This is a genomic window from Mesorhizobium sp. WSM4821 (assembly GCF_055901555.1).
The window spans coordinates 4,476,397-4,502,189 of sequence record NZ_CM148371.1 but is presented as its reverse complement, the minus strand read 5'-3'; the positions used below and the strand labels follow the sequence as shown (position 1 = coordinate 4,502,189).

Here is a 25,793-nt window from a genome sequence, read left to right as displayed (position 1 = left end):
GCGCCGGGTCTGTTGAGCCCCCGCCCCAACAGTGTCCGGAGCTTGCCGATGACCCAAGAGATCCACACCCAGGTTACCCCCGAAGAACTGGCGCATGCATTCGAGGAAGAAACCGCGCCCGTCGATCTGTCGCGATACGCGGTGGAGGACTGGGTGACGCTCGCCGTGTTCTGGGGCATGTCGCTCTGCGTGTTCCTGCAGTTCTTCACGCGCTACGTCATGAACAACAGTCTTGCCTGGACCGAGGAGATCGCGATCAACTGCCTCGTCGTCGTGGTCTTCCTGGGCTCGGTCATGTGCACGCGCATGACTCGCCACATCCACGTCGACGTGCTCTATCATTATCTCCCCGCTAGGGCGGGGCGCTACCTCGCGCTTGCGGTCAATCTGATCACCATTTGCTTCTTTGCTTATATGTCCTGGCTCCTCTGGCGCTATGTCGGGATCGTCCACCGCGAGCGGATGGTCACCGTCAACCTCCCGCGCAACGTCGTCTTCTATGCCGTCTTCGCCGGTTTCGTGCTGATGATGCTGCGCGCCGTCCAGGTCTTCGTCGGCAATATCCGCCGCGGCTATTCGGCGCTGGAACGTCCAGCCGCGTTCGACGGACTGGGGGAATAGGCCCATGCTGCTTCTGATCGGAGCCTTTCTCGTCCTGATGCTGGTCGGCGTGCCTGTCGCTGTGTCGATGGCGGTGTCGTCGCTGCTCTATCTCGTCTTCTACGGCGTGGCGCCCGACATCATCGCCGCGCAGCGCATGATTGCCGGTGTCGAGAGTTTTCCGCTGCTTGCCGTGCCGTTCTTCATTTTCGCCGGCAATCTCATGAACATCGCCGGCGTCACCGGGCGGATCTATTCCTTTGCGCTGGCACTTGTCGGCTGGATGAAGGGTGGCCTCGCGCAAGTGAACATCATCGGATCCGTGGTCTTCGCCGGCATGTCGGGCGCAGCCCTTGCCGACGCCGCCGGTATCGGCACCATCGAGATCAAGGCCATGCGCGACCACGGCTATCCCGTGGAGGCGGCCGTCGGCGTCACCGCCGCCTCGTCGACGCTCGGCCCGATCTTCCCGCCTTCGCTGCCCTTCGTCATCTACGGCATGATGGCCAACGTCTCGATCGGCGCGCTGTTCATGGCCGGCATCCTGCCCGGCCTCGTCATGACGGTGCTGATGATGGTGACGGTCGCCATCTTCGCCCACCGCCGGGGCTGGGGTTCGGATACGCCGTTCAAATTGAACCGGCTCGCCGCCGCCTCGATCGAGGTGGCCGTCGTGTGCTGCTTTCCGCTGGCTGTTTATGTCCTCGTCGAGATGGGACTGTCGCTCAATGTTGCCGTTGGCATCGCGCTTGTTATCCTGATCGCCTGCGACTGGTATTTCGACTTCTCCGCTGTCATGGCGCTCATGACACCGATCATTCTGATCGGCGGCATGACCATGGGCTGGTTCACGCCGACCGAAGCGGCCATGGCCGCCGTCATCTGGTCGTTGTTCCTCGGGCTGGTGCGCTATCGCACGATGACACTGGCAGCCTTGGCCAAGGCCAGTTTCGACACGATCGAGACGACCGCGTCGGTCCTCTTCATCGTCACCGCGGCGTCGATCTTCGCCTGGTTGCTCACGGTCAGTCAGGCGGCGCAGCTCTTCTCGGTCTTCATCACATCGCTGACCGAAAACAAATGGGTGTTCCTGATCCTGGTGAACATCCTGATGCTGGTAGTCGGCTGTTTCCTCGACACGATCGCTGCGATCACCATCCTTGTGCCGATCCTCCTGCCGATCGTGGTCCTCTACGGGATCGATCCGGTGCATTTCGGCCTGATCATGACGCTCAATCTGATGATCGGTCTTCTCCATCCGCCGCTCGGCATGGTGCTTTTCGTCCTCTCGCGGGTTGCCAAGCTATCGGTCGAGCGTACGACCATGGCAATCCTGCCATGGCTCGTCCCGTTGGTCGCCGCGCTGATCCTGATCACCTTCATTCCCGCCATCACGCTGTGGCTGCCGACGCAAATGGGGCTGATCCGATGATCGACAGCGCAGTCGCCGCGACGCTGTTCGGGCCTGAGGATCTGCGCGTCATCGAGCACCCGCTCGCCCCCCTCGCGCCGGGAAGGGTGCGCGTGCGCTTCGGCGCAGGCGGCATCTGCGGTTCCGACCTGCACTATTTCCGTCATGCGCGGACCGGCGATTTTGTCGTCACATCGCCGCTCGTGCTTGGCCACGAGGTCGCCGGAGAGATCGTCGAAATCAGCGCGGACGCGCCCGGACTTGCCGTCGGCGATCGCGTGGCGGTCAACCCGTCGCGCTGGTGCGGACGATGCGCGCGATGCGCGGAGGGTCGCGCCAATCTCTGCGAGAATATCTATTTCATGGGCTCGGCGTCGAAAACGCCGCATATGCAGGGCGGTTTTGCCAGCCTGTTCGACGCCACGCCCGCGCAATGCGTCAAGGTTCCGCCTGATGTCGCCTACCAGGCGGCGGCACTCGCCGAACCGCTCGCCGTCAGCCTGCACGCAGTGGCGCGGGCCGGCGACATTGCCGGCCGCAACGTCATTCTGTTCGGCGCCGGCCCCATCGGACTTCTGACCATGCTCGCCGCCAGGCTCAAAGGATGTGGCGAACTCACTGTCGCCGACATAGCAGAGGCGCCCCTTGCCTTCGCCAGCAAACTTGGAGCAGACAGGACGATCGACCTTTCCATCGGCGACGACGAGCTCAAGACACTCGCGGCCGACAGGGCGATCGATGTCGCGTTCGAGATTTCAGGCACCGCAGCGGGCCTAGCGGCGGCGATCGCCAGCGTCCGGCGCGGCGGCACGGTCGTTCAGGTCGGCAATCTTCCAGGTGGTCAGATCCCCGTTGCGGCCAATGCGGTGATGGCCAAGGAAATTAATCTAAACGGTACGTTCCGTTTCGGCACCGAATTCAACCAGGCGGTCGATCTGATCGTCGGCGGGGATATCGACGTCCTGAAGCTGGTGACCGCCGAACGCCCCCTCTCCTCGGCCCGCGATGCGTTTCGGTTGGCCGCCGACCGCTCGCAAAGCGTCAAGGTCGTGCTGACCGCCGATTGAGGGTTTGTCAAGCGCCTGCAGCGACCTGGTTTTCACAAGTGTTGGCCGACTGCTCCAGGCTCAGGCTTCCGTCCTGTTCGCCTGCTTGCGCGCCCGCGCAAATTGCAGGCCGGCGACGCCGGCGGTCGCTGCAAGCGCCAGGCCGATCGGAATGAGGCTCGATGGCTGGTCGGCCTTTCTGAGCACGGCGGCGACATCATACCCGACATCCAGCCCGATGCGCTTGGCGTAGGATCCGAAGGCGACATTGCTGATCATCAGCGCGTCGCCCGCCTGCGTGATGGTGAGGCCGACGTCGCGCAGCCGCTTCAGCGGTTCGCCCGGCTCGCCGAGCGGTACGTTGACCGTCTTGCGTACATCTTCGCCCATGAGGTCGACACCCTCGACGACGAAATTGATGCGACTGTCGGCCGGAGCCTGCCCGACCGCCGACAGGAACTCGCTCGCCGGCAATTCCTCGTAAGGCGGCGACATCTGGTTGAGCCACCAGTCCGGCCGAAACAGCGTGAAGCAGATGAGAAGCAGGGCCGCACTTTCCCAGAGGCGGCTTTTCGTCACGAACCAGTTCATCGTCGCGGCCGAAAATAGCAGGATGGCGATCAGCGAGACCGTCGCCACCCAGATAGTTTCGAGCCAGGAATCGACTCCGATCAGCAGCATCGCCGGGTTGAAGATGAAGACGAAGGGCAGGATCGCCGTACGCAGCGAATAAAACGCGCCCTGGAAGCCAGTGGCGATCGGATCCTCCTTGGAAATCGCCGCCGCCGCGAAGGCCGCCAGCCCGACGGGCGGGGTGATGTCGGCCATGATGCCGAAGTAAAAGACGAAGAGGTGGACTGCGATCAGTGGGATTGGCAGTCCGGCCTGGGCGCCGAGATCGACCACGACCGGCGCCATCAGCGTCGCGACCAGGATGTAGTTTGCGGTGGTCGGAATACCCATGCCGAGCACAAGGCTGATCGCGGCGACGAGGATCAGCATCAGGATAACGTTGCCGCCGGAAATGAACTCGACGAGTTCCGTCATCATCAGGCCGAGACCGGTCAGCGTGACCGTGCCGACGACGATGCCGGCAGTAGCGGTGGCGATGCCGATGCCGATCATGTTGCGGGCGCCGAGCGCCAGCCCTTCGATCAGGTCGTCCCAGGCAGCACGCACCGAGGCAACGAGGTTTTCACTGCGGAATACCGCCATCAGCGGCTTGCGGGTGGCGACAATACCGAGGATCGACGCGGTCGCCCAGAACGCCGAGAGGCCGGGCGACATCTGCTCGACCATCAGGCACCACAGAAGAACCGCGATCGGGATGAGGAAGTCGAGCCCGGTCCGCGTGACGTCCCAGGCGCGCGGCAGCTCAAGGATTGGCGCGGTCGGATCGTCGAGTGCGAGGTCCGGGTAGCGGGAGGAATACCAGACGGAGACGACGTATAGAGCTACGCCAGAGATTGCGAGCACCGGCGGCGCGGTCCCACCGAAGACAGCCTGGACAGCAACGATGCCGTAATAGACCATACAGACGGCAAGGATGCTGCCCGACAATCCCAGCCCCATCCGCAGCATCCGTTCTCTTGCCGGCGTCGGACGCTGCGGGATCGTCTTCAGGCCCATCTTTATCGCTTCGAGATGAACCATGTAGAGCAGCGCCAGATAAGAAAAGACCGCAGGCAACAGCGCGTGCTTGACGATATCGGAATAGGGAATGCCGACATATTCGACCATCAGGAAGGCGGCTGCGCCCATGACCGGCGGCATGATCTGGCCATTGATCGAGGCCGAAGCCTCGATGGCGCCCGCCTTGACGCCCGAAAGCCCGGTGCGCTTCATCAACGGAATGGTGAAGATGCCGCCTGAAACCACATTGGAGACGGACGAGCCGGACACGACGCCGTTGAGAGCCGATGAGACCACGGCGACCTTCGCCGGGCCGCCGCGCAGATGGCCGAGCAGCGCGATGGAGATCTGCATCATCCAGTTGCCGGCGCCTGCCTTTTCCAGAAGCGTGCCGAACAGGACGAACAGAAAAACGAAGCTCGTCGATACGCCAAGCGCAATCCCGAAGACGCCTTCGGTGGTCAGCCATTGATGGTTGAGAAACTTGTTGAGTGATGCGCCGCGATGCTGAATCACGTCCGGCATGTACTGGCCGGCAAAGGTGTAGAAGATGAAGACACATGCCACGACGACCATCGGAAGGCCGAGCGCGCGGCGCGTCGCCTCGAGGAGCAACAGGATGCCAACGGTGCCGGTGACGAGATCGAGCGTGGTCGGCTGGCCCGGCCGCCCGGAAAGCTCGACGTAGAAGAGAAAGAGATAGGCGCCGGCAAACCCGCCGGCCACGGCCAGCACCCAGTCGAGCAGCGGCACGCGATCGCGAGGCGAGGATTTCAGCGCCGGATAGGCGAGGAACGTCAAAAACAGCGCGAAGCCGAGATGGATGGCGCGCGCTTCCGTGTCATTCAGGATGCCGAAGCCGAACAAGAACGACAAGGGCGAAGCGTACCAGAGCTGGAAAAGCGACCACGCAACCGCAACCCAGAGCAGGATTCGACCGACTGTCGCGCCCGGATGCCTGCCACCCGTATCGGCCTCCGCGACAAGTTGTTCGAGCTCTTCGAGATCGACGCCGGCCGGTTGTTCCTTCACTTCGCTCATGACGCCTCCTGTTGCGGATGGCCCCGGCGGGTCCGCTGAACCGCCGGACTGTCGTCAGGTCACGAAGCCTACTTCAGCCAGCCCTTCTCCTTGAAGTATTTTTCAGCGCCCGGATGCAGCGGAGCGGAATTCCCCTCCGACACCATCTTGGCCGGATCGAGGTTGGCGAAGGCCGGATGCAGCGACTTGAACTCGTCGAAGTTCTCGAACACCGCCCTGGTCAATTGATAGACGCTCTCATCGGGAACCTTGGCCGAAGTGACCAGCGTAGCGAGCACGCCGAAAGTCCCGGTATCATCGGGATTGTTTGCGTAAAGACCACCCGGAATGATCGCCTTGGCATAGTAAGAGTTCTCGGCGACGAGCTTGTCCACGGCTTCTCCAGTCAACGGCACCAGCTTGGCACCGCAGGTGGTCGTCGGATCCTGGATGTTCGCTGAGGGATGGCCGACGCCGTAGAAGAATCCATCGATCTTGCCGTCGCAGAGCGCCGGGCCATGCTCGTCAGCCTTCAACTCCGATGCGAGCGAAAAGTCGGCCAACGTCCAGCCCATCGCACCGAGCAGACGTTCCATCGAGGAGCGCGTTCCGGAACCGGGATTGCCGACGTTGAAACGTTTGCCCTTGAAGTCCTCGAATTTCGTCACGCCGGCATTCGGATGCGCCAGGACCGTGAACGGCTCCGGATGGATCGAGAACACGGCCCGGAGGTCGGTATGCGCGCCGCCTTCCTTGAAGGACTCCTCGCCCTTGAAGGCGTTGTACTGGACGTCGGACTGCGCCATGCCGAAGTCGAGTTCGCCTTCCTTGATCGTGTTCACGTTGAATGCCGATCCGCCGGTCGATTCGACCGAACAGCGGATACCGTGCGTCTTGCGATCCTTGTTGAGCAGGCGGCAGATTGCACCGCCGGCGGCATAGTAGACGCCGGTGACGCCACCAGTGCCGATGGTAACGAAATTCTGCTGCGCCATTGCGCTGGCCGAAAACAGCAGCGCGGCCGACAAGGCGGCGATCTGCGCTCCGTGGCGTGCAGTCCGGGCATGTTTCATCTGATTCTCCCTTGGTGCTTTGCGTGCCGTCGCGGCCGTCCGGTGTTTTTGTATCAAGCCACGTCGATGCATGCTACGATTGTTGCGCTTTATCAATCAAGGGAATACTTGTTACATGGACAGGCGGGAGATGGGCTTCGACGCGCTTCTGGCGCGCATACTGACCGAACTCCCCCAACTGAGCTCAGAACTGCGCAAGGCGGCGCGGTTCCTGGTCGATCATCCCGACGAAGTGGCGCTGGTTTCCATGCGGGTGCTGGCTTCGCGGTCAGAGGTGACGCCGACGACCTTCGTGCGCCTGGCGCGGCGGCTGTGCTTCGACGACTGGGCGGCGCTGCGCAAGCCGTTCGAGAACCGGCTGCGCTCCGGCAAGGCACCGTTCGCGGCAAGGGCCGATGCGCTTGTCAAGCGCGGGTCGGAGGCGATTTTCGCGGAATCGCTGAGGACGACGGTGGCCAATCTGGCGGCCGCCGAAGCGGTCAACGGCAGCGAAGAGATCGCAAGGGCTTGTGCGATACTGGAGAAAGCGCAGCGCATACGCGTCGCCGGGTTCCGAAGCTGCCGCGCGCCCGCCCATGCGCTCGTCTACCTCTGCCGGATGTTTCGGCGCGAGATCACGCTGCTCGGCGGCGACGGCGGTGCGATCGAGGCGGAACTCGCAGCTCTTGGAAAAAGGGAAGCGGTCGTCGCGATCGGCTTTTTGCCCTATTCGCGCGAACTCGGGCCAGTGGTGGAGGCCGCGCAGCGACGCAGCGTCCCGATTGTCGCGATCGCCGACAGCATGGCTGCTCCGATCGCGCGGCATGCGGACGTTACCTTGCGATTCTCTACCGACAGCCCGTCCTTCTTCCCGTCGGTGGCCGCGGCTATGGCCATCGTGGAAGCGCTGGCTGCAACGATGCTGGCGCGCAGCGGGCCAGCCGCCGCGGCCCGTGTCAGGGAGACGGAGCTGGAGCTACAGGCATTCGGGGCCTATCTGCCGGAATGAGAAGCTGCCGCTATGCCACCGCAGCGTCTATCGCGTCGCCGAGCCGTTCAACAACAGCGTCGATTGCCGCGGCGTCTATGATGAAGGGCGGCGCAAGCAGCACATGATCGCCGCGCGCGCCGTCGATCGTGCCCCCCGCGGGATAGACAAGCAGGCCTCGCGCCATCGCCTCGCGCTTGATGCGCGCATGTAATTTGCGGTCCGGATCGAATGGCTCCTTCGACGAACGGTCTTCGACCAGCTCAAGCCCCATGAAGAGGCCACGGCCGCGGATGTCGCCAACATGGGCGTGGTTGGAAAAGCGCTCGCCGAGGCGCCGGGCAAGATGGGCGCCCATCGCCTTGACGTTGTCGAGCAGGCGGTCCCGCTCGATGACCTCCTGGACGGCAAGCGCTGCCGAGCAGGCCATGGGGTGGCACATATAGGTGTGGCCGTGCTGGAAGAAGCCGGAGCCTTCGGCGAAAGCGTCGAAGATGCGGCGCGAAAGCAGCACCGCACCAATGGGCTGGTAGCCTCCGCCGAGCCCCTTGGCGATTGTCATCAGGTCGGGCGCGACGCCGTCCTGCTCGCAGGCATGCAGCGTGCCGGTGCGGCCCATGCCGCACATCACCTCGTCGAGGATGAGGAGCACACCGTAGCGGTCACAGATTTCGCGGATGCGCCTGAAATAGCCGGGAACGGCGGGCACCGCTCCTGCCGTCGCGCCGACGACCGGTTCCGCGACGAAAGCCATGACAGTGTCGGGCCCGAGTTCGAGAATTTTGTCCTCGAGCGCCTGGGCGACGCGCAGGCCGTAGGCCTCGTCACTTTCGCCGGCTTCCTGGTAACGGTAGGCATAGCATGGGTCGATGTGATGCGTGTCGATCAGCAACGGGCGGAATTGGGCGCGGCGCCATTCATTACCCCCGGCAGCGAGAGCGCCGAGCGTGTTGCCATGATAGCTCTGGCGACGGGCGATGATATTTCGCCGCTCGGGCCTGCCGGTCTCGACGAAAAATTGACGTGCCATCTTCAGCGCCGCCTCCACCGCCTCGGAGCCGCCGGATACGAAATAGACGTGGCTTATGCCTTGCGGTGCGTCGGCGACGAGCCTGTCGGCCAGTGTCTCGGCCGGCTCACTGGTGAAGAAGCTGGTGTGGGCGTAGGCGAGCTTGTCGGCCTGTGCGTGAAGCGCGGCCGTCACGTCGGGATGGCCGTGGCCGAGGCAGGAAACCGCCGCCCCGCCTGAAGCGTCGATATAGGCGCGACCGTCACGGTCGAAGAGTTCGATACCCTTGCCGCCAGCCGCGACGGGCAGGGTCGCATGGATCTGGCGATGCAGGATCTGTGTCATTCTTTCCTCGATTGACGATGGCGCGATTTGGAGCGAACTTATCATGCAACATATGTTACATAGTGCGCAATACTGAAACAATTGGACTGCACATATGACCGTCGACAGGAGCGCAGCCGGTCCCGGACACATCGCGCCAGCGGCAATCGCCGTTGCGCCGAACGGCGGGCGGCGTGGCAAGGAAGACCACCCTGCCCTGCCGATCGACCCCCGGGAACTGGCCCGGACCGCCGCAGCCTGCCTCGAGGCGGGCGCCGCCATGATCCATGCCCATGTCCGCGATCGCGACGGCAGACATTTGCTCGACGCGCACGCCTATCGCGAGGCGACGAAAGCGATACGCGATTCCGTAGGCGAGCGGCTGATCATCCAGATCACCAGCGAAGCGCTCGGCCGATACCAACCGGCCGAGCAGATGGCGGTGGTGCGCGCTACCCGCCCCGAAGCGGTTTCGCTGGCGCTGCGCGAACTGGTGCCGGACGCTGCCCATGAGACCGCTTTCGCGGAGTTCCTGGGGTGGTTGAAGAGCGAGCGGATCGCCCCTCAGATGATCCTCTACGCGCCCGAGGAGGCGTCGGCCCTGGCCGCCATACAGCAGCGCGGGCTAGTGCCTTTCGACGATATCCCGGTGCTTTATGTGCTCGGCCGCTACACGCCCGGGCAGGTTCCGCGGCCCGCCGACCTGCTTCCCTTCCTAGCGTATGACCGTCCACGCTTCGCGCATTGGATGGTCTGCGCCTTCGGCCGGGAAGAAACCGCCTGTGTCACGGCCGGTGCGCTGCTGGGCGGTCATGCCCGCGTCGGCTTCGAGAACAATTTCGTTCTGGCCGACGGCACAACCGCCAAGGACAATGCCGCGCTCGTAGCTGCAACCAAATACGCCCTGACCGCCTGCGGCGTCAGGACCGCCCAAGCCGAAGACCTCCGCGCCGCTTGGTCGGTCCGGCGCTAACGCTCGACCACAGCTTGACGCAAATGTATTCGCCTCACAAAGGCGCAAGCAAGAACGCTGGCGTCTATCGCCTCAGCGCGTAGCCACTGCCCCTATTTTCGTTGTCCATCGGCAGTGGCATATCGTCGTCCAGCAAGCGGGTGATCCGGGCAAAGCCCGTAAAGGCCTTTCTTGCTTCCTCGGCAGACATCTCGCCTGTCAGAGCTGCAGCGCAGCAGTTTAGTGCGCATTGATACACCGGCCCGCGCCGCCCCCTTGGCCATTTCCGCAAGAAGGCCAACGCTTCCCTGACACCATCGATATCTTCCACCGGTTGCCCCGGCCCACGCGAGATCCGTGCTGGCGAAATGAATTGCATACGATCCATTGGTTCCGTCCGGTCGATCGCGATGCATTCGATCAACCAAATTAAACTCACGGCCAGCCAATTGGTTCCGTGCAAAGGGAACTGCGGCCCTCGACAAACGGCAGCGGACCGACTGATTGAATCGCGGCTATGGCCGATGCCTTGCCGTTGCGGGAACGCTCCGGGGGGCTGGTGCATTTCGACTTCAGCGATGATCTTTGAGGGAAATGCTAGGTTATGAAAATAGCCCATGTGGCGCCGCTCCATGAACCCGTGCCGCCCCGGCTCTATGGAGGTACGGAGCGCATTGTCTCCTATCTGACCGAGGGATTGGTCGAGCTTGGCCATGATGTAACCCTGTTTGCCAGCGGCGACACCAGGACGTCGGCAAAATTGGTGCCGTGTCGCGAGCGAGCCCTGCGTCTTGATCCACGTCCGCTGAAATCCGAGACAGCCGCGCATCTTTCGATGCTTTCCAATGTGAGGAAACAGGCTCAAGATTTTGATATCATTCACTTCCATCTCAGTCACTTCCTGCACTTCTCCTTCTTCGAGCACATGCCCGACCGGACGGTGACGACGCCGCATGGCCGCCTCGACTACGTCGATCTGGCGCCGGCCTACGAACATTTTCCACGCTTTCCGATGATCTCCGTTTCGCATAGCCAAAGAACGGGGCTCGCCAATGCCAACTGGCTGGCGACGATCCACCACGGGCTGCCGACCGATCTCTACAAGCCGGTTTTCGAGACGAGCCCAGGGGAGCCCTACCTTGCCTTCCTTGGCCGGATGTCGCGCGACAAGCGCCCGGATCGCGCCATCGAGATCGCGCTGCGATCGGGGCTGAAACTGAAGCTTGCGGCAAAGATAGGCGACGACGATCGCGCCTACTTCCATGAAGTGGTCGAGCCGCTGATCGACGGTGAGCGTATCGACTATGTCGGCGAGATCGAGGAGGACAAGAAGGCGGAATTCCTCGGCAAGGCGGCCGGCCTTGTCTTCCCGATCGACTGGCCTGAGCCGTTCGGTCTTGCCGTCATCGAGGCGATGGCCTGCGGCACACCGGTAATCGCCTGGAACGCCGGCGCCATGCCGGAGATCGTCGATCAAGGCGCGACCGGCTTTATCGCGGATTCCATGGAGAGTGCGGTCGCGTCGGTACCCGGCTTGCTGCGACTCGACAGGCGGAACGTGCGAGCTATCTTCGAAAGTCGGTTCTCCGCCAAGAGAATGGCCCTCGACTACGTGGCCGCCTATGCGTCCCTGATCGGCGCCTCGGCCCAAGCAAGAGCGTCGTGAAAGGCGCACCTCCGGGCAAAGCGAGAGAGATGTGTAACGAATGACCCAACTCGATGAGCGCAAGCTTGATCCCGCAGTGGCACTTGCCTCCCTGGACGCCACCGCACCTCGAGAGCCGCACCGGCTGTTCGCCCTCAAGCAAGGCGATTGTTTTGCCGTGGCCGACGCTTACGGAGATATCCGCGGCACCGGAGACGGTTTCTTCCGTGACGACACGCGGGTGCTTTCCGAATTCCGACTGGCCGTCGGCGGCCGTCAGACATCGCTGCTCGGCGCGTCGCTCAGCCAGGACAATGTCCTCTTCACCTCCAACCTGACCAATCTGCCGATGCAAAGCGTCCGCGGCCGGGACATTCCACAGGGCGCGATCCATATCGAACGCACCAGGCTACTTTGGCAGGATCGGCTGTTTGAACGCATCACGCTTGCCAATTACAGCCAGGAACATGCCACCATCCGCGTTTCGCTGCATTTCGCAGCCGATTTCCGCGACATGTTCGAAGTGCGCGGCTCGACAAGGCTAAAACGCGGGATGGCCCATGCTGCCGTGACGGATGCGACCTCCGTCCTGTTTCGCTATGACGGGTTGGACGGGCTGGTGCGAATGTCGGCGATATCGTTCTCTCAGGCGCCGGACCATCTGACGACCGACCGTGCGGATTTCCTGATTGCCGTGACGAAGCGCAGCAGCAGGGTGCTGTATGTCGAAGTCGGTTCCGAGGAGGCGGAAGCGCCGAGCCGCGATCGTTTCCGCACCGCCGCGGCCCGGGCTCGGTTCGGTATGCGGGCCAAACGCCGCCATGGCGGCACGATGCACAGTTCTGGGCGCGTTTTCAACGAATGGATCGAACGCGCCCGGGCGGATGTGGCGCTGCTGACCACCGAGCTTGCGACCGGACCTTACCCATATGCGGGCATCCCTTGGTTTTCGACGGCGTTCGGCCGCGACGGCGCGATCTCGGCCCTGCAGATGCTGTGGCTCAACCCGGGCCTCGCACGAGGCGTGCTGGCCTTCCTTGCCCACCACCAGGCGACGGAAACATCGCCGTTCAGCGATTCGCAGCCGGGCAAGATCATGCATGAGACCCGCAAGGGCGAAATGGCGGCACTGCGGGAGCTCCCCTTCGGCCGCTACTATGGCGGCGTCGATACAACCCCGCTCTACATCCATCTCGCCTGTGCCTACGCGGACCGTACCGGGGACATGGCGTTTATCGACAGCCTGTGGCAGTCGCTCTGCGCCGCAGCCGAATGGACCGAGGAGGCAAGCCGGGCGACCGGTTTTGTTACCTATCAACGTGCCGCCGAGTCCGGCCTCACCAACCAGGGATGGAAAGACAGCATCGATTCCGTCTTCCATGCGGATGGCCGCATCCCCAAGGGACCGATTGCCCTGGTGGAGGTGCAAGGCTATGTCTTTGCCGCATTCCGGGGACTGGCGGCGCTCGCCCGTCGCCGTGGCGAGGACGACCGGGCCGATCATTGGGACAGCCGTGCCGAGGCTGTGCGCGCCGCTGTGGAGCACCATTTCTGGCTGGACGATCTTGGCTTCTATGCCTTGGCAATCGACGGCGCCGGCGAGCCCTGCAAGGTGCGGACCTCTAATGTAGGGCACCTGCTCTATGTCGGTCTCCCAGACCCGATACGGGCGAAGATGGTCGCCGATCAGCTGCTTTCGGCGTCCTTCCATTCAGGCTGGGGGCTGCGGACGCTCGCCGACGACGCTGTGTTCTTCAACCCGATGTCATACCATAACGGCTCGATCTGGCCGCATGACACCGCCATGTGCGGCGCCGGTCTGGCGCGCTATGGTGAGCGTGAAAGCGTGGTCCGGCTGATGAACAGCACTTTCGAATCGGCGGTTCATTTCAATATGCGGCTGCCGGAGTTGTTCTGCGGTTTTACCCGCGCGCCGGGCGAAGCACCGATCGCCTATCCCGTTGCCTGCTTGCCGCAGGCATGGTCGGCCGGGTCCGCCTTCATGCTGATGCAGGCCTGCCTCGGCATGGAAATCGACGGCTGGGACAGCGAAATCCGCGTCACCCGTCCGCGGCTGCCGATTGGTATAGACACGCTCACGCTGAGGCATCTACGCGTCGGCGCGGCGGTGGTCGACCTCAACTTCCAGCGTGTCGGCGACCGGGTCGTCGCCTTCCTCTCCGATCGATATGAGGGGTTGGTGCCGCTCATCGTACGGACCTAGCCTGGCTTTTCTCATCGAACTGACCGCGGCGCTCCGATTGTCGGAACCGCTGGCCCGATCCTGCGTTTGTAAACCCATGCCGGCGCTCGGCAGCTTGTCGCCAGTTGTCGGCTGCGAAAAAGAAAAAACGGTCCAAAACCGGCCGCAGGAAGATCGTCGTTCCAATGTCAGACTATGGCACAGAAGTACTCTGGGTTCTGCTCCTTGCAAGCCTCGGCATTTCCGCTGTTGGCGCGGTGTTCTCGTTATCCTATCGGCGCCAAAGCCACACGCCAGCGGCCGCATACGCCGCCGGCGAGGACGTGGCTTCGGAAGCGGCGCGCAAAGTGCTGCGGGAGTTTGAAAAGAACGGCCACTCGGCCGATGCAGCGCTGATCGCATGGTCGCCCGACACCTTGCGCAAGATCCTGGCCGAATATCTGCCGGATACGCAGGTGATCGTGGTGTCCAACCGCGAACCCTATATTCACAACACCAAGGATGATGGCGTCGAACTCCTGGTACCGGCAAGCGGGTTGGTTTCGGCGCTCGAGCCGATCACCCGCGCATGCGCCGGCACCTGGATCGCCTATGGCGGCGGAACGGCGGACCGTCTAACGGTCGACATGAACGACCGGATCGAGGTGCCGCCTGACAATCCGTCCTACGCGCTTCGCCGGGTCTGGCTGACGGAGGAAGAATACCGGGGTTATTATCTGGGTTTCGCCAACGAAGGTCTGTGGCCGCTTTGCCATATCGCCTTCACCCGCCCGATTTTTCGCGCCTCGGATTGGGAGGCCTATGAGGCCGTCAACCGGAAATTCGCCGATACGGTGGTTGCCGAAGCGCGCAACGAGCGGCCGATCGTGCTGGTCCAGGACTACCACTTCGCGCTTTTGCCGCGCATGATCCGCGAGCGCCTTCCAGAGGCGATCGTCATCACGTTCTGGCATATCCCATGGCCCAACTCGGAAGTGTACAGCATCTGTCCATGGCGTGAACGGATACTGGAAGGCTTGCTCGGCAGCTCCATCGTCGGCTTCCATACCCAGTTCCATGCCAACAATTTCGCCGAAAGCGTCGATCGCTTCCTGGAAAGCCGTATCGAGCGGGCCGATGCGGCGATCTCTTACGGCGGAAGAACGACGCTGGTGCACGCCTATCCCATCTCCATAGGATGGCCGGCCGAGCTCTTGGCGAACCTGCCTGCTGTCGACGAATGCCGCGCCCGCGTGCGCCAGAGGTTCGGGCTGAAAGCGGATGTCAAGCTGTGCGTCGGCATCGAGCGTCTCGACTACACGAAGGGCATTCTCGACCGGCTCCAGGCGCTCGAAGAATTGTTCACGAGACGTCCCGAATGGGTTGGAAAACTGGTTCTGCTGCAGATCGCGGCGCCCAGCCGGGGCACGCTCCCGGCTTATAGGCAGCTCCACGATGAATGCCGCCGCTACGCCGAAGAACTCAACCAGCGCTACGGCCGCGACGGTTACAGTCCTGTCCTGATGGTGGTTAAACATCACGCCCAGAAGCAGGTCTACGAGATCTATCGCGCCGCCGACATATGTATGGTCACCAGCCTGCATGACGGCATGAACTTGGTGGCCAAGGAATTCGTCGCGGCGCGCGACGACGAACAGGGCGTGCTGTTGCTCAGCACCTTCGCCGGCGCCTCGCGTGAACTCCTGGAGGCGCTGATCGTCAACCCCTACGATACGACCATGATGAGCGAGGCGCTGCTGCGGGCGCTGACCATGACGCCAGACGAACAGCGCGAGCGCATGCGGCCCATGCGCGAGATGGTACGCGACAACAATGTCTATCGCTGGGCCGGCAGCATGCTGCTCGATGCGGTCCGCCTTCGCAAGCGCGGCGACCTCGACCGGGTGACGGGTGCCGGAGAGCGGCCATCGAACAACAACAACATCATTCCGATATTCGAGCCGACAAGAAAGGCAGCGTCGTGAGGAGCCTTCGACTGCCGCGGCGCGTCAACGCCCTGCCCCATTGCCTTGGGCGACCGGCGAAGCTGATCAGCCGATCTTCCCGTCCACGATGTGAATGCGGCGATCCATGCGCGCCGCCATGTCGAGGTCATGCGTAACCGCCACGACGGTCTTGCCGCGCTCGCGCACCAGAGTCTCCAGGATTGCGAAGACCTGCTCGGAGCTCGTGCTGTCGAGGCTGCCCGTCGGCTCATCGGCGAGGATAAGCGGCGGGTCGTTGGCGAGCGAGCGTGCCACCGCGACGCGCTGACGCTGGCCGCCCGAGAGCTGGTCAGGCCGCTTGTCGAGATGTTCGCCGAGCCCCAGCGACGAAAGCAGCTCCCCGGCCCGCTCGCGCATCTCCGGCCGCGTTAGCCGGCCCAGCTTGCGCATTGGGATTTCGACATTTTCGCGCGCCGTGAATTCCGGCAGCAGAAAATGAAACTGAAACACGAAACCCAGCATCGAAAGCCTGGTCCGCGCGCGCTCCCTTTCATTCATCGGCGCGGTGTCGCTGCCACCTATTGTCAACGTTCCAGTGGTCGGCCGGTCGAGCAGCCCCAGCAGATAGAGCAGCGAGGACTTGCCGGAGCCGGAGGGACCGGTGACGGCGACGAATTCTCTCTCGTTGATCGCGAGCGTGATGTCCTTGACCAGCGTGACGGGGACCGTCTCGGGTAACACGCGCGTCAGTTTCTCGGTCTCGATGAGCGCGCTCATGATGCGCCTCTGATGATCTCGACGGGGTTAAGGCGCGCCGCACGGCGCGCCGGCAGGTAGCCGGCCACCGCCGCCGAGCCCAGCGCGAAAGCCGAGGCGATGACGTAGTGCATCAAACTCCAGGCGATAGGCAGCCGGGTCATCTCCTGGCCGGTCGCGGCGATCTCGAAACGCACCAGCGACAGCCCATAGGTCATGGCGAAGCCGAGCAGCCCGCCAAGCACGGAGCCGGCGGCGCCGATCGCCACACCTTCCAGCAGAAAGAGCCGGCGCATGTCCGACTCCGCGAAGCCCAGCGACTTCATGATAGCGATGTCGCGCGCCTTCTCGTGCGTGATGGTGGAAATGATGTTGTAGATGCCGAAGCCAGCGACCAGCATGATCGCGCCGACGACGGTGTACATGATGACGTTGCGCACGACGAGCGCCTCGAGGATCGATTCATTCGCCTCCTGCCACGCGACGGCCTTGTAGCCCAGTTCGGCCTCGGCACGGTGCGCCACCGCCGGAGCGCGGCTTGGATCGTTGAGCTTGATGCGGATCTCGTTGATGGCGTTCGGCCGCGCGGAGAGGATCTGCGCGTTCTTCAGAAGCACATAGGCCTCACCTTCGTCGCGCGCGGTGGTGCCGGTGTGGAACAGGCCAGCGATCTTGAAGTTGCGCGTCAGCCCCTCGGAGGAAACCGCCGTTATGGTGTCGCCGAACCCGGCGCCGAGCCGGCGCGCCATGGTGTCGCCGATGAGCACGTTGTTGCCGCCCGCAGCAAGTGCCGAAAAGCTGCCTTCGACGAAGTCTTCGACGATCGGAGACACGCCGGACTCGCGCTCCGGTTCGATCCCGATGATCGCCGCGCCCACTTCGCGACTGGAATAGCGGATCACACCCTGGGTTTTGAGGTTTGCCGCGAACCGGCCGGGAATCCAGCTCTCGAGCCAGGAGATCGCGGCGGTCGGATTGATGATGCCGCGGCGATCGTCGCGCGGCCTGAGCCCGGAAATCGCGACTGTCGCGAAGGCATCCTCGGCGGGTTGACGGCGGGCGGTGCGCTGCGCGTCGGTGATGTCGACATGCGGCATCGTGTCGACGAGCTGCCTGACGAAATCGTCCTGCCCGCCCTGCATCAGCGCCGCCATGGCGATGGAGAAGCCGACACCGACGGCGACGCCGATCACGGCAACCAGCGTCTGGCGACCGCGGCCGGCGATGTGCGTGACGGCGATGTCGAAGATAAGCGGCATCGTTGCTTTATCCCTCCTCGGCGGCGGCGATGCTCACGCGCGCACCGTCGGCGAGGTCGGCGGGATAGGGCGAGACGACGCGGGTCTTCTCGTCGACGCCGATCTTCCCGTCGGCGCCTGCCTTCCCGTCGATGCCTGCCTTGCCGTCGACGCCTGCCTTCCCGTCGACGCCTGCCTTCCCGTCGACGCCCGCCTTCCCGTCGACGCTTGACAAAACCTCGATGCCATTGGAGCCGCGAATGCCCGTTCGGATTTCACGCCGCCAGGCCTTGTCGCCTTCGACGACGAACACCTTGTTCCCATCCATCGCGACGGACGGGATCAACAGTGCATTTTTCGAAACGCGGATAACGATGTTCACGTCGGTCGACATGCCTATGCGAAGTGGCGTGTCGTCCGGCAGGCGGAAGCGGACGCGGTAGGTCTTCGTCACCGGATCGCCCTTGGGCGTGACGCTGTCGACCACCGCTTCCAGGTTCCGTCCGAGGAACGCATCGGACCTAAGCAGCGCGCGCTGGCCGACCTCGACCCGGGGTATGTCCTCCTCGTTGACCTCGGCGACCACCAGCAGCGGCTTCGGTTCGCCGACCCAGAACAACACCGTGCCGAGCTCGGCGACCTCACCCACCTCGCCGTCCTGCCTGAGCACGACACCGGCGCTCGGCGCACGTAACACGTAGGTGTCGAGTCGCGCCTTCTGTCCGGCGACCAGCGCCTCGATCTGGCCGAGCTCGCTCTGCGCACGATCGAGCGCCTGCTGGCTCGCCGCACGCCTTTCGGCAAGCACGGTCAGCCGCCGGAGCTCTTCCTGGGCAAGCGCTTGACGCGCTTCGAGCTCGCCAAGCACCGCCCGGGCCTCACTGTCGTCGAGCTTGGCGAGCACGTCGCCTCGTGCAAGCCTCGACCCCTCGCAATTACATTGCTCGACGATCCTCTCGCGGACCACTGGTGTCACCTTGGCCCAGGTTCGCGGCTCGACGGAGCCACTCGCGTAGACGATTTCCGCCGCGTCGCCGCGCTGTGGCGTCACCACCGAAACCTTGGCCGGCTGCCACAGATACCAAGCGCCGAAAGCAGCCACCGCCGCGACAAGAACGATGCCGACAATCCAGCGTATTCGTCGCAAGAAACTCTCCCTCCATCATCGAATCCGAACGTCAGGCGGGTGGCAGACATAGCATTAGACCGACCGTCGGTCTATAAAAGTTGCATAAAGAAACGGTTCGTGCTCCTCTTGCTCGACCTATCAGCGAGGATCGATCTTTGTCCCGAGTGCTAAAGCCGCCGGAAATACGATCCGCCGAGCTTCTCGACTGCGCCCAGCGGCTGTTCTTCGAGCGCGGCTACGACAACACGACGGTAAACGACATCATCCGCGAGGCCGGCCTGTCGAAGGGCGCGTTCTACCACTATTTCGCATCGAAAGAGGCGCTGCTGGAGGCGCTCGCCGCACGTCTCGCGCGCGACAGTTTCACCGAGCTGCAGCCCATGCTCAACGATCCGTCACTTGACGGGCTTGGTCGGCTCAATGCGCTGTTTGCGGGCTCGCAGCGGCTGAACGTCGAACTCGCCCCGCAGCTGCGCAAGACGTTCTTCGTCGTCTTCCGGCCCGAGAACCTTGCCCTCTTCCATCGGGTTGACCAGGCGGTCAGGGAACTGGCCATGCCGGTAATCACCGACCTCCTCAGGGAGGGAAGCAAGGAAGGCGTGCTCGACGTGCCTGATCCGGAAGCTTTTGCCGAGATGTTTTTGCAGCTCCGGCTGATCTTGCGGGATGTGATGCACCGCGCCTTGCGGCAAGCCGAACGGGGCAATGTCGACGAAGCAGCGCGGCTGCTCGACGACCGGCTGCGGCTCTACGGCATTGCAATCGACCGGCTTCTGAAGTTGCCTGATGGAACGATAGAAGCCGCGCAACCCGGGTTTGCCAGGGCCTTCCTCGAAGCAGGCCCTTGAGCCGCAAGAGCCGTGGGGCAGCAATTCGCCGCGCAATGGTACACCGGGCTCACGCCGATCCAGCTACTCCTCGTACTGCCGTGGAGGCTCATTGTCACCGAGCGGGGCGCTGGCTACGTGTTCCCTGCCTCCGTCGAGGTGCTGTGACCTTGTCGAAAGGCGCCCTGTTCCAAGCAGGGTGCAATATGAACGTTCATCGCCTCAGCGCATGCACGCCATCGATATTTTCGCCGCCCATCGGCAGCGCCATGTCGTCGTCGAGCAGGCGCGTGATGCGGGCGAAGCCGGTAAAAGCCTTCCTTGCCTCCTCTGCCGACATCCGGCCCAGCAGAGCTGCGGAGCAGCAATTCACCGCGCATTGGTAGACTGGCCCACGCCGGCCCGTTGGCCACTTACGCAAGAACTCCATCGCTTCGGCTACGCTTTCGATTTCTTCGGCAGGGCTATTCTGCCCACGCGAAATCCGCACAGGCGTAAAGAATTGCAGGCGCTCCATCGTTTCCTCCCGGTTTGATCGCAACGTGCTTGATCGAACCTTGTTGAACTTGCGGCTGGTCATTTGGTTTCCGGCAACAGAGCCAGCGCTGAAAAGGTAGGCCCAAAAATAAAGTGTCTCACATCATTCGACTGAAATCGAATCACCAAACGTGACAAACGAAGCGAACAACGTTGCGCGCCGATAAGCGCGGTCTCATTGAACAATTGCGGTTAGGATTGAATAGTTATTGAATATCTCTAGGGCGAGCTCCGCCTCCAGGGCGATTGGCGCGTCAATGCCGCCCGCCGCCGACCATTTCGGCCAGTCTGCGCACCGTGTTCCAGTTGCGCGAGGTGCCGGCGCCGAGCCGTTTATGGCCTATTGCCGCCAGAAGGCGCGAACTTGGCGTTTCGCGGGAAAAGAAGATCCAGATATCGCCGCCGACGACCTGCATCCTTTCCTCCTTGCCGACAAAAGCCGTCAGTGCTTCGACGGCCTCGGCGGGAACAGGCGCCCGCATCACGCGCACCGCTACCTGATCCGCGGCCGCAGCCGATTCGGCGGGAAACGGATTGCCGGCCGCAAGCGTCAGCCAGTCTCCCGCACGGCGCACGATGATGTCGACGTGGCGGCCGAAAGTTCTTTCGAACGCCGTCTCCAACCGGCGTTCCAGCGCCGCAATTCCTGTCGCTTTCGCCTCGAAGACCAGATTGCCGGTAGCCACCAGCGTGCGCGGGTTGTTGAGCCCCAGGCCTTCCGCCATGGCCCTGAGATCGGACATGACGACCCGGCGTCCCTCGCTAAGGACGATGCTGTAAAGCAGAGCGACATAGGTTTGCATGGCTGCCGGTGACAGCCTAGACCAGTCGCGACTGTTCCACCGCGGCCTCGATGAAGCTTGCAAACAGCGGGTGCGGGTCGAGCGGCCGGCTTTTCAGCTCGGGATGGTACTGCACGCCGATGAACCAGGGATGGTCGGGGTATTCGACCGTTTCCGGCAGCACGCCGTCCGGCGACATGCCGGCAAAGACCAGGCCGCAATCCTCGAGCCGCTCCTTGTAATCGATATTGACTTCATAGCGGTGGCGGTGGCGCTCGGAAATCTGCGTGTCACCGTAGATGTCGGCGATTTTCGACCCCCTGGCGAGGTCCGCCTGATAGGCGCCGAGCCGCATGGTGCCGCCGAGGTCGCCGGTTTCCCTGCGCTTCTCCAACATGTTTCCTTTCAGCCACTCGGTCATCAGGCCGACGACCGGTTCCTCGGTCGGGCCGAACTCGGTCGACGAGGCGTGCTCGACGCCGGCCAGCGAACGCGCCGCCTCGATGCAGGCCATCTGCATGCCGAAGCAGATGCCGAAATACGGCACTTTTCGCTCGCGGGCGAACTTTGCGGCCAGGATCTTGCCTTCAGCGCCGCGCTCGCCAAAGCCGCCGGGGACCAGAATGCCATGAACCTTTTCCAACCACGGCGCCGGATCTTCCTTCTCGAATATCTCGCTCTCTATCCAGTCGAGCTTGACCTTGACGTGGTTGGCGAGGCCGCCGTGCGACAGCGCCTCGATCAGCGACTTGTAGGCGTCCTTGAGGCCGGTGTACTTGCCGACGACGGCTATCGTCACCTCGCCTTCCGGGTTGTGGATGCGGTTGGACACCGCTTGCCAGGGCTCCATGCGCGGCTTCGGCGCCGGATCGATGCCGAAGGCGGCCAGCACCTCCGAATCCAGCCCTTCATTGTGATAGGCCATCGGCACGTCGTAGATGTGCGGCACGTCGAGCGCCTGGATGACCGCGCTTTCGCGTACGTTGCAGAACAACGACAGTTTTCTGCGCTCTTCCTTGGGGATGGGGCGGTCGGCGCGCACCAGCAGGATGTCGGGCGCGATGCCAATGCCGCGTAATTCCTTGACCGAATGCTGTGTCGGCTTGGTCTTCAATTCCCCCGCCGTTGGAATGTAGGGCATAAGCGTCAGGTGCACGTAGACGGCGTTGTTGCGCGGCAGATCGTTGCCGAGTTGGCGTATCGCCTCCAGGAACGGCATCGCCTCGATGTCGCCGACGGTACCGCCGATCTCGCACAGGACGAAATCATAGTCGTCATTGCCGTTGAGAATGAAATTCTTGATCTCGTCGGTCACGTGCGGAATGACCTGCACGGTGGCGCCAAGATAGTCGCCGCGCCGCTCGCGCTCGATGATGTTCTTGTAGATCCGGCCCGTGGTGATGTTGTCCTGCTGGTTGGCGGAACGGCCGGTGAAGCGCTCGTAGTGGCCAAGATCGAGATCGGTCTCGGCGCCGTCATCGGTGACGAAGACCTCGCCATGCTGGTATGGCGACATCGTGCCGGGATCGACATTGAGATAGGGATCAAGCTTCTTTATGCGCGCGCGATAGCCTCGCGCCTGCAAGAGAGCCCCAAGGGCCGCCGCAGCGATGCCTTTTCCAAGTGAAGAAACCACGCCGCCTGTGATGAATACATATCGCGCCATGGGAGTCATCGCTTAACGCGGCCGAGTTGATTCCGCCAGAGAAAAAACCGCCGCGAAGGGTTTTTCCTGAGAATGCGCTCTGGTCGGGGCGAAACAAAACGAAAGGGCCGGCGAGGCCGGCCCTTCCGGTACGATCCGCCTACAGCGGCAAAGACGCTGTAGCACTTTGGTCCCAGTGTCAGATGATGACGACCTTGGTGCCGACTTTCACCCGGCGATAAAGGTCCATGACGTGCTCGTTGATCATGCGGAAGCAGCCGTTGGAGGCGCTCGTTCCGATCGACTGCGGCGCGATGGTTCCGTGAATGCGCAGATGTGTGTCCTTCTTGCCCTCGTAGAGATAGATGGCCCGCGCGCCGAGCGGATTATCGCCGCCGCCGGGCATGCCGTCCTTGTACCGGCCGTAATTCTTCGGCTCGCGCTTCTGCATGTCGAGCGTCGGAATCCAGCGGGGCCATTCCTGCTTGTCGCCGACGGCGACCGTGCCCTTGAACTGCAGGCCTTCACGACCGACCGCGATCGCATAACGGCGGGCGGTCCATGAGGATTCGACGAGGTAGAGACGGCGCGCGCTGGTATCGATGACGATGGTGCCGGGACTGTAGCCGGTAAACTCGACCTCTTGCGGCACGAACTCCGGCTTCACCTTGAACAGCCGCTTGGCTTCCTTCCTGGCGAGTGCGGCGTCGAGGGCGCGCGTCTCGGGGAGCAGCGATATCGAAGAGGACGTGCCGCCGAACAGACCGGCGAAGAGCCCGACGCTCTGCGGCTTCTGTCCAACCGGTTCGCTGCGCAATTCGCCGTTGTTGCCGGTCAGCGCGACGTTCATGGCCTCGGCGGAAATTGGCTCGGCCGATTGGATCGGCGCGATAGGTTGAACCGGCTCGATGATCTTGACGGTCTTCCTAGCCGGCTTGGCGTCGGCCAACTCGGCCTGGGCGGCGAGCTTACTCTTCTTGGCAAGAAACGCCTGCCGTTCCGCGTCGGCCTTGGCTTTAGCCGCCGCGCGCATCGCCAGCTTCCTGGACTCGACCGCTTTGGCTCGAGCGGCCTCCTTGTCGGCCGCGATCTTTGCTTCGATTTTCTTGATCTGGGCAAGGTCGTCCGGGGTCGGGTCTTTCTTCTTTTTGAGGAGCTTCAGTTGCGCCGCATCGCTTTTGGCGGCGACGTTGACGACATCAGTTGTTACTGCGCCATTAGAGGCCGAATTGCTGGCCGGCATGGCCGCGTAAGCGGGCGCACCCAGGCTGAGCGCGGCACATAGGCCGGCTAAAATGAAGCTGCGAAGCTGCATGGCGAAGATCCGATCGTTCTATGCTTGTTGCCCACGGCGTCGCCCGGCGTCCCCCAAGGACCCCGATAGTGCCGCGCCGAATCTATAATCGATTAGCCGCAGACGCCTCAAGCGCCCTGTCGTGCCGTGCCCGGTCGAATCTTCGTAATCGTGCGGCATTTGCCGCGACTGTGTTCAAACAACAACAGATCGCGGCGCCTAAAACGTTGCCGATTACTGGTTTGGAACTTGCGGCGTTACTGGCAGGGTGACGCCGTTTGTGGCCGGTGGCGTGGTCGAGTCTGCCGCCGGCGGCGCAGCGGGAGCCGGGGCTGCGGCATCATCGCCCGAAGGCGGCGTTGGCGCCGTATCGCCAGAAGGCGGCGTCGGCGCGGTGTTGCCAGAAGGCGCCGTCGGCGTCGCGGTGCCAGGCAACTGGTCGAGCACGCCGCCGCTCGCGCCGTTCGCCGCGGGCACACGGTCGAGAATGTCGATCGGCTTCTCGCTGTAACGGGCGACGATCGACAATGTCAGCGAGGTGGCGAAGAACGCCGCAGCCAGGATCGCCGTCGCCCGCGTCAGCGCGTTGGCGGCACCGCGCGCGGTCATGAAGCCCGATCCGCCGCCGATGCCAAGGCCGCCGCCTTCGGAGCGCTGCAACAGCACCACGCCGACAAGAGCGAGCACGACCATGAGGTGGACGACGATCAGTATGGTTTCCATAATTTATCCTGGCAAAGCCCTGCACGGCCGCAGATACGGCCGGTGATTTGGAGGCGGCTCAATACAATGCTTTGACGGCATTTCCAAGCCCGTGGCCGGAATATGGGAAGCGATGCGCCCTTTGCAACGATTTCCGCCTCGGCATAGCTCGTCCGAAGCCGCTGACAGGCTTCGGATTCTACGAGATATTTCGATAGGCTTCGGCAATACCGAGAAAGTCCGCCGCCTTCAGGCTGGCACCACCGACCAGCGCGCCGTCGACATTTTTCACGCCAAGCAGTTCGACCGCGTTCGACGGTTTGACCGAGCCGCCATAGAGGATGCGTATCTTCGCCGCCGCGCTGCCAAGCTTCTCCGATAGTTTTTCGCGAATATGCGCATGCGCTTCGGCTACGTCGGCGGCAGTCGGCGTCAGTCCCGTGCCGATCGCCCACACCGGTTCGTACGCTATGACGGTGTTCGACGCCGTGGCATTGGGCGGCACCGAGCCGGCCACCTGGCGCGACACTACGTCGAGCGTAGCGCCCGCCTCGCGTTCGGCTCTCGTCTCACCGATGCAGATGATGGCCACCAGCCCGGCACGCCATGCGGCGGATGCCTTGGCCTGCACAATGGCATCGTCCTCGTGGTGATCGGCGCGGCGTTCGGAATGACCGACGATGACGTGACTGGCACCTGCATCTTTCAGCATCTCGGCCGAAATACAGCCGGTATGGGCGCCGCTCTCCTTGGCGTGGCAGTCCTCGCCCCCTGCCCGGACCGGCGTGCGCGATAAGATCTCCGCGGCATGCGCAAGCAGCGTCGCCGGAACGCAGACCAGCGCTTCGGTCTCCGCATCGAGCCCGCTCATGAAGCCGTTGCCGATCATCCTGAGTTCGTTGAGCGAGGCGCTGGTACCGTTCATTTTCCAGTTGCCTGCGATCAATGGGCGGATTCCTGGCGTCATGGGATTGCTTCTCCGGGCAATATTCGGCTGCGTCCTCACTACCAAACTCAGCCCACAAAGCAATCGACAGTGGCCCGGAAGGACGCTATTGCGCTTGTTTCAAACTCGG

At 63.1% G+C, this 25,793-nt stretch carries 22 protein-coding genes; 9 read left to right on the top strand and 13 right to left on the bottom strand.

Annotation, left to right across the window (positions count from 1 at the left end; all coding sequences use genetic code 11):
• The first annotated feature begins 48 nt into the window (after positions 1-48).
• Genes AC0NID_RS21800 through AC0NID_RS21790 form a run of 3 tightly spaced genes read left to right on the top strand, consistent with a single transcriptional unit; the run spans position 49 to position 3,078 of the window.
• Complete coding sequence (locus tag AC0NID_RS21800) at positions 49-621, top strand: TRAP transporter small permease (protein WP_473458010.1); 573 nt, start codon at positions 49-51, stop codon at positions 619-621.
• Positions 622-625: 4 nt separating this feature from the next.
• Positions 626-2,032 (top strand): TRAP transporter large permease, encoded by a 1,407-nt coding sequence (locus tag AC0NID_RS21795; protein ID WP_473458008.1) that lies wholly within the window; start codon positions 626-628, stop codon positions 2,030-2,032.
• Complete coding sequence (locus AC0NID_RS21790; RefSeq protein ID WP_473458006.1) at positions 2,029-3,078, top strand: L-idonate 5-dehydrogenase; 1,050 nt, start codon at positions 2,029-2,031, stop codon at positions 3,076-3,078. Before AC0NID_RS21795 ends, AC0NID_RS21790 begins: the two co-directional genes overlap by 4 nt.
• Positions 3,079-3,138: 60 nt before the next feature.
• On the opposite strand, the gene AC0NID_RS21785 is transcribed toward AC0NID_RS21790, so the two are convergent.
• Together AC0NID_RS21785 and AC0NID_RS21780 are read right to left on the bottom strand one after the other, a co-directional pair.
• Positions 3,139-5,730, bottom strand: coding sequence for a TRAP transporter permease (locus AC0NID_RS21785; protein WP_473458004.1), 2,592 nt, complete (start codon positions 5,728-5,730; stop codon positions 3,139-3,141).
• Positions 5,731-5,798: 68 nt separating this feature from the next.
• The gene (locus tag AC0NID_RS21780) at positions 5,799-6,782 is read right to left on the bottom strand and encodes a TAXI family TRAP transporter solute-binding subunit (RefSeq protein ID WP_473458003.1); all 984 of its coding nucleotides are present in this window, start codon (positions 6,780-6,782) and stop codon (positions 5,799-5,801) included.
• A gap of 19 nt (positions 6,783-6,801) precedes the next feature.
• Between AC0NID_RS21780 and AC0NID_RS21775 the strand changes: the two genes are divergently transcribed.
• The gene (locus AC0NID_RS21775; protein ID WP_473458002.1) at positions 6,802-7,770 is read left to right on the top strand and encodes a MurR/RpiR family transcriptional regulator; all 969 of its coding nucleotides are present in this window, start codon (positions 6,802-6,804) and stop codon (positions 7,768-7,770) included.
• Between the two features lie 10 nt (positions 7,771-7,780).
• Here AC0NID_RS21775 and AC0NID_RS21770 read toward each other — a convergent pair whose 3' ends face one another.
• Positions 7,781-9,103, bottom strand: a complete 1,323-nt coding sequence (locus tag AC0NID_RS21770; RefSeq protein ID WP_473458001.1) for an aspartate aminotransferase family protein — start codon at positions 9,101-9,103, stop codon at positions 7,781-7,783.
• Between the two features lie 94 nt (positions 9,104-9,197).
• On the opposite strand from AC0NID_RS21770, the gene AC0NID_RS21765 reads away from it, so the two are divergent.
• The gene (locus tag AC0NID_RS21765; protein ID WP_473457999.1) at positions 9,198-10,055 is read left to right on the top strand and encodes a beta-keto acid cleavage family enzyme; all 858 of its coding nucleotides are present in this window, start codon (positions 9,198-9,200) and stop codon (positions 10,053-10,055) included.
• A 64-nt stretch (positions 10,056-10,119) separates the two neighbouring features.
• Here AC0NID_RS21765 and AC0NID_RS21760 read toward each other — a convergent pair whose 3' ends face one another.
• On the bottom strand, positions 10,120-10,653 hold the full coding sequence (locus tag AC0NID_RS21760; protein WP_473457997.1) for a DUF982 domain-containing protein: 534 nt from the start codon (positions 10,651-10,653) through the stop codon (positions 10,120-10,122).
• On the opposite strand from AC0NID_RS21760, the gene AC0NID_RS21755 reads away from it, so the two are divergent.
• The 3 genes from AC0NID_RS21755 to AC0NID_RS21745 all read left to right on the top strand — a co-directional run bounded on the left by AC0NID_RS21755 (position 10,639) and on the right by AC0NID_RS21745 (position 15,846).
• The gene (locus AC0NID_RS21755; RefSeq protein ID WP_473457996.1) at positions 10,639-11,700 is read left to right on the top strand and encodes a glycosyltransferase family 4 protein; all 1,062 of its coding nucleotides are present in this window, start codon (positions 10,639-10,641) and stop codon (positions 11,698-11,700) included. The two genes, AC0NID_RS21760 and AC0NID_RS21755, sit on opposite strands and share 15 nt — an antisense overlap.
• Before the next feature lie 40 nt (positions 11,701-11,740).
• Positions 11,741-13,903: an amylo-alpha-1,6-glucosidase gene (locus AC0NID_RS21750; protein WP_473457995.1), complete on the top strand. Its 2,163-nt coding sequence runs from the start codon at positions 11,741-11,743 to the stop codon at positions 13,901-13,903.
• Between the two features lie 164 nt (positions 13,904-14,067).
• Positions 14,068-15,846: an alpha,alpha-trehalose-phosphate synthase (UDP-forming) gene (locus AC0NID_RS21745; protein ID WP_473457993.1), complete on the top strand. Its 1,779-nt coding sequence runs from the start codon at positions 14,068-14,070 to the stop codon at positions 15,844-15,846.
• A gap of 66 nt (positions 15,847-15,912) precedes the next feature.
• On the opposite strand, the gene AC0NID_RS21740 is transcribed toward AC0NID_RS21745, so the two are convergent.
• Genes AC0NID_RS21740 through AC0NID_RS21730 form a run of 3 tightly spaced genes read right to left on the bottom strand, consistent with a single transcriptional unit; the run spans position 15,913 to position 18,948 of the window.
• The gene (locus tag AC0NID_RS21740; protein WP_473457991.1) at positions 15,913-16,584 is read right to left on the bottom strand and encodes an ABC transporter ATP-binding protein; all 672 of its coding nucleotides are present in this window, start codon (positions 16,582-16,584) and stop codon (positions 15,913-15,915) included.
• Complete coding sequence (locus AC0NID_RS21735; protein ID WP_473457990.1) at positions 16,581-17,822, bottom strand: ABC transporter permease; 1,242 nt, start codon at positions 17,820-17,822, stop codon at positions 16,581-16,583. Before AC0NID_RS21735 ends, AC0NID_RS21740 begins: the two co-directional genes overlap by 4 nt.
• 7 nt (positions 17,823-17,829) lie before the next feature.
• Entirely contained in the window at positions 17,830-18,948 is a 1,119-nt protein-coding gene (locus AC0NID_RS21730; protein ID WP_473457989.1) for an efflux RND transporter periplasmic adaptor subunit, read from the bottom strand.
• A 146-nt stretch (positions 18,949-19,094) separates the two neighbouring features.
• Between AC0NID_RS21730 and AC0NID_RS21725 the strand changes: the two genes are divergently transcribed.
• A complete protein-coding gene (locus AC0NID_RS21725; RefSeq protein ID WP_473458029.1) occupies positions 19,095-19,778 on the top strand; it encodes a TetR/AcrR family transcriptional regulator in 684 nt (227 codons plus the stop codon).
• A gap of 193 nt (positions 19,779-19,971) precedes the next feature.
• Here the strand turns inward: AC0NID_RS21725 and AC0NID_RS21720 are convergent, their stop codons facing one another.
• The 6 genes from AC0NID_RS21720 to tpiA all read right to left on the bottom strand — a co-directional run bounded on the left by AC0NID_RS21720 (position 19,972) and on the right by tpiA (position 25,684).
• On the bottom strand, positions 19,972-20,274 hold the full coding sequence (locus AC0NID_RS21720) for a DUF982 domain-containing protein (RefSeq protein ID WP_473457988.1): 303 nt from the start codon (positions 20,272-20,274) through the stop codon (positions 19,972-19,974).
• Positions 20,275-20,548: 274 nt separating this feature from the next.
• Positions 20,549-21,097: a DUF1697 domain-containing protein gene (locus AC0NID_RS21715; RefSeq protein WP_473457986.1), complete on the bottom strand. Its 549-nt coding sequence runs from the start codon at positions 21,095-21,097 to the stop codon at positions 20,549-20,551.
• 16 nt (positions 21,098-21,113) lie between these two features.
• Complete coding sequence (locus AC0NID_RS21710; RefSeq protein ID WP_473457984.1) at positions 21,114-22,751, bottom strand: CTP synthase; 1,638 nt, start codon at positions 22,749-22,751, stop codon at positions 21,114-21,116.
• A 169-nt stretch (positions 22,752-22,920) separates the two neighbouring features.
• The gene (locus AC0NID_RS21705) at positions 22,921-24,036 is read right to left on the bottom strand and encodes a L,D-transpeptidase (RefSeq protein ID WP_473457982.1); all 1,116 of its coding nucleotides are present in this window, start codon (positions 24,034-24,036) and stop codon (positions 22,921-22,923) included.
• Positions 24,037-24,249: 213 nt separating this feature from the next.
• Positions 24,250-24,738 (bottom strand): preprotein translocase subunit SecG, encoded by a 489-nt coding sequence (gene secG, locus AC0NID_RS21700; protein WP_473457980.1) that lies wholly within the window; start codon positions 24,736-24,738, stop codon positions 24,250-24,252.
• A 178-nt stretch (positions 24,739-24,916) separates the two neighbouring features.
• Positions 24,917-25,684, bottom strand: coding sequence for a triose-phosphate isomerase (gene tpiA / locus AC0NID_RS21695; RefSeq protein ID WP_473457979.1), 768 nt, complete (start codon positions 25,682-25,684; stop codon positions 24,917-24,919).
• Positions 25,685-25,793 lie beyond the last annotated feature (109 nt).

What these genes read in the sequence shown, in the direction of transcription:
- AC0NID_RS21795 (WP_473458008.1), top strand. Translation starts at nt 626, where the DNA reads ATGCTGCTTCTGATCGGAGCCTTTCTCGTCCTGATGCTGGTCGGCGTG.
- AC0NID_RS21755 (WP_473457996.1), top strand. Translation starts at nt 10,639, where the DNA reads ATGAAAATAGCCCATGTGGCGCCGCTCCATGAACCCGTGCCGCCCCGG.
- AC0NID_RS21785 (WP_473458004.1), bottom strand. Translation starts at nt 5,730, where the DNA reads ATGAGCGAAGTGAAGGAACAACCGGCCGGCGTCGATCTCGAAGAGCTC.
- AC0NID_RS21780 (WP_473458003.1), bottom strand. Translation starts at nt 6,782, where the DNA reads ATGAAACATGCCCGGACTGCACGCCACGGAGCGCAGATCGCCGCCTTG.
- AC0NID_RS21790 (WP_473458006.1), top strand. Translation starts at nt 2,029, where the DNA reads ATGATCGACAGCGCAGTCGCCGCGACGCTGTTCGGGCCTGAGGATCTG.
- secG (WP_473457980.1), bottom strand. Translation starts at nt 24,738, where the DNA reads ATGGAAACCATACTGATCGTCGTCCACCTCATGGTCGTGCTCGCTCTT.
- tpiA (WP_473457979.1), bottom strand. Translation starts at nt 25,684, where the DNA reads ATGACGCCAGGAATCCGCCCATTGATCGCAGGCAACTGGAAAATGAAC.
- AC0NID_RS21710 (WP_473457984.1), bottom strand. Translation starts at nt 22,751, where the DNA reads ATGACTCCCATGGCGCGATATGTATTCATCACAGGCGGCGTGGTTTCT.
- AC0NID_RS21800 (WP_473458010.1), top strand. Translation starts at nt 49, where the DNA reads ATGACCCAAGAGATCCACACCCAGGTTACCCCCGAAGAACTGGCGCAT.
- AC0NID_RS21750 (WP_473457995.1), top strand. Translation starts at nt 11,741, where the DNA reads ATGACCCAACTCGATGAGCGCAAGCTTGATCCCGCAGTGGCACTTGCC.
- AC0NID_RS21735 (WP_473457990.1), bottom strand. Translation starts at nt 17,822, where the DNA reads ATGCCGCTTATCTTCGACATCGCCGTCACGCACATCGCCGGCCGCGGT.
- AC0NID_RS21740 (WP_473457991.1), bottom strand. Translation starts at nt 16,584, where the DNA reads ATGAGCGCGCTCATCGAGACCGAGAAACTGACGCGCGTGTTACCCGAG.
- AC0NID_RS21705 (WP_473457982.1), bottom strand. Translation starts at nt 24,036, where the DNA reads ATGCAGCTTCGCAGCTTCATTTTAGCCGGCCTATGTGCCGCGCTCAGC.
- AC0NID_RS21745 (WP_473457993.1), top strand. Translation starts at nt 14,068, where the DNA reads ATGTCAGACTATGGCACAGAAGTACTCTGGGTTCTGCTCCTTGCAAGC.
- AC0NID_RS21770 (WP_473458001.1), bottom strand. Translation starts at nt 9,103, where the DNA reads ATGACACAGATCCTGCATCGCCAGATCCATGCGACCCTGCCCGTCGCG.
- AC0NID_RS21765 (WP_473457999.1), top strand. Translation starts at nt 9,198, where the DNA reads ATGACCGTCGACAGGAGCGCAGCCGGTCCCGGACACATCGCGCCAGCG.
- AC0NID_RS21715 (WP_473457986.1), bottom strand. Translation starts at nt 21,097, where the DNA reads ATGCAAACCTATGTCGCTCTGCTTTACAGCATCGTCCTTAGCGAGGGA.
- AC0NID_RS21760 (WP_473457997.1), bottom strand. Translation starts at nt 10,653, where the DNA reads ATGGGCTATTTTCATAACCTAGCATTTCCCTCAAAGATCATCGCTGAA.
- AC0NID_RS21720 (WP_473457988.1), bottom strand. Translation starts at nt 20,274, where the DNA reads ATGGAGCGCCTGCAATTCTTTACGCCTGTGCGGATTTCGCGTGGGCAG.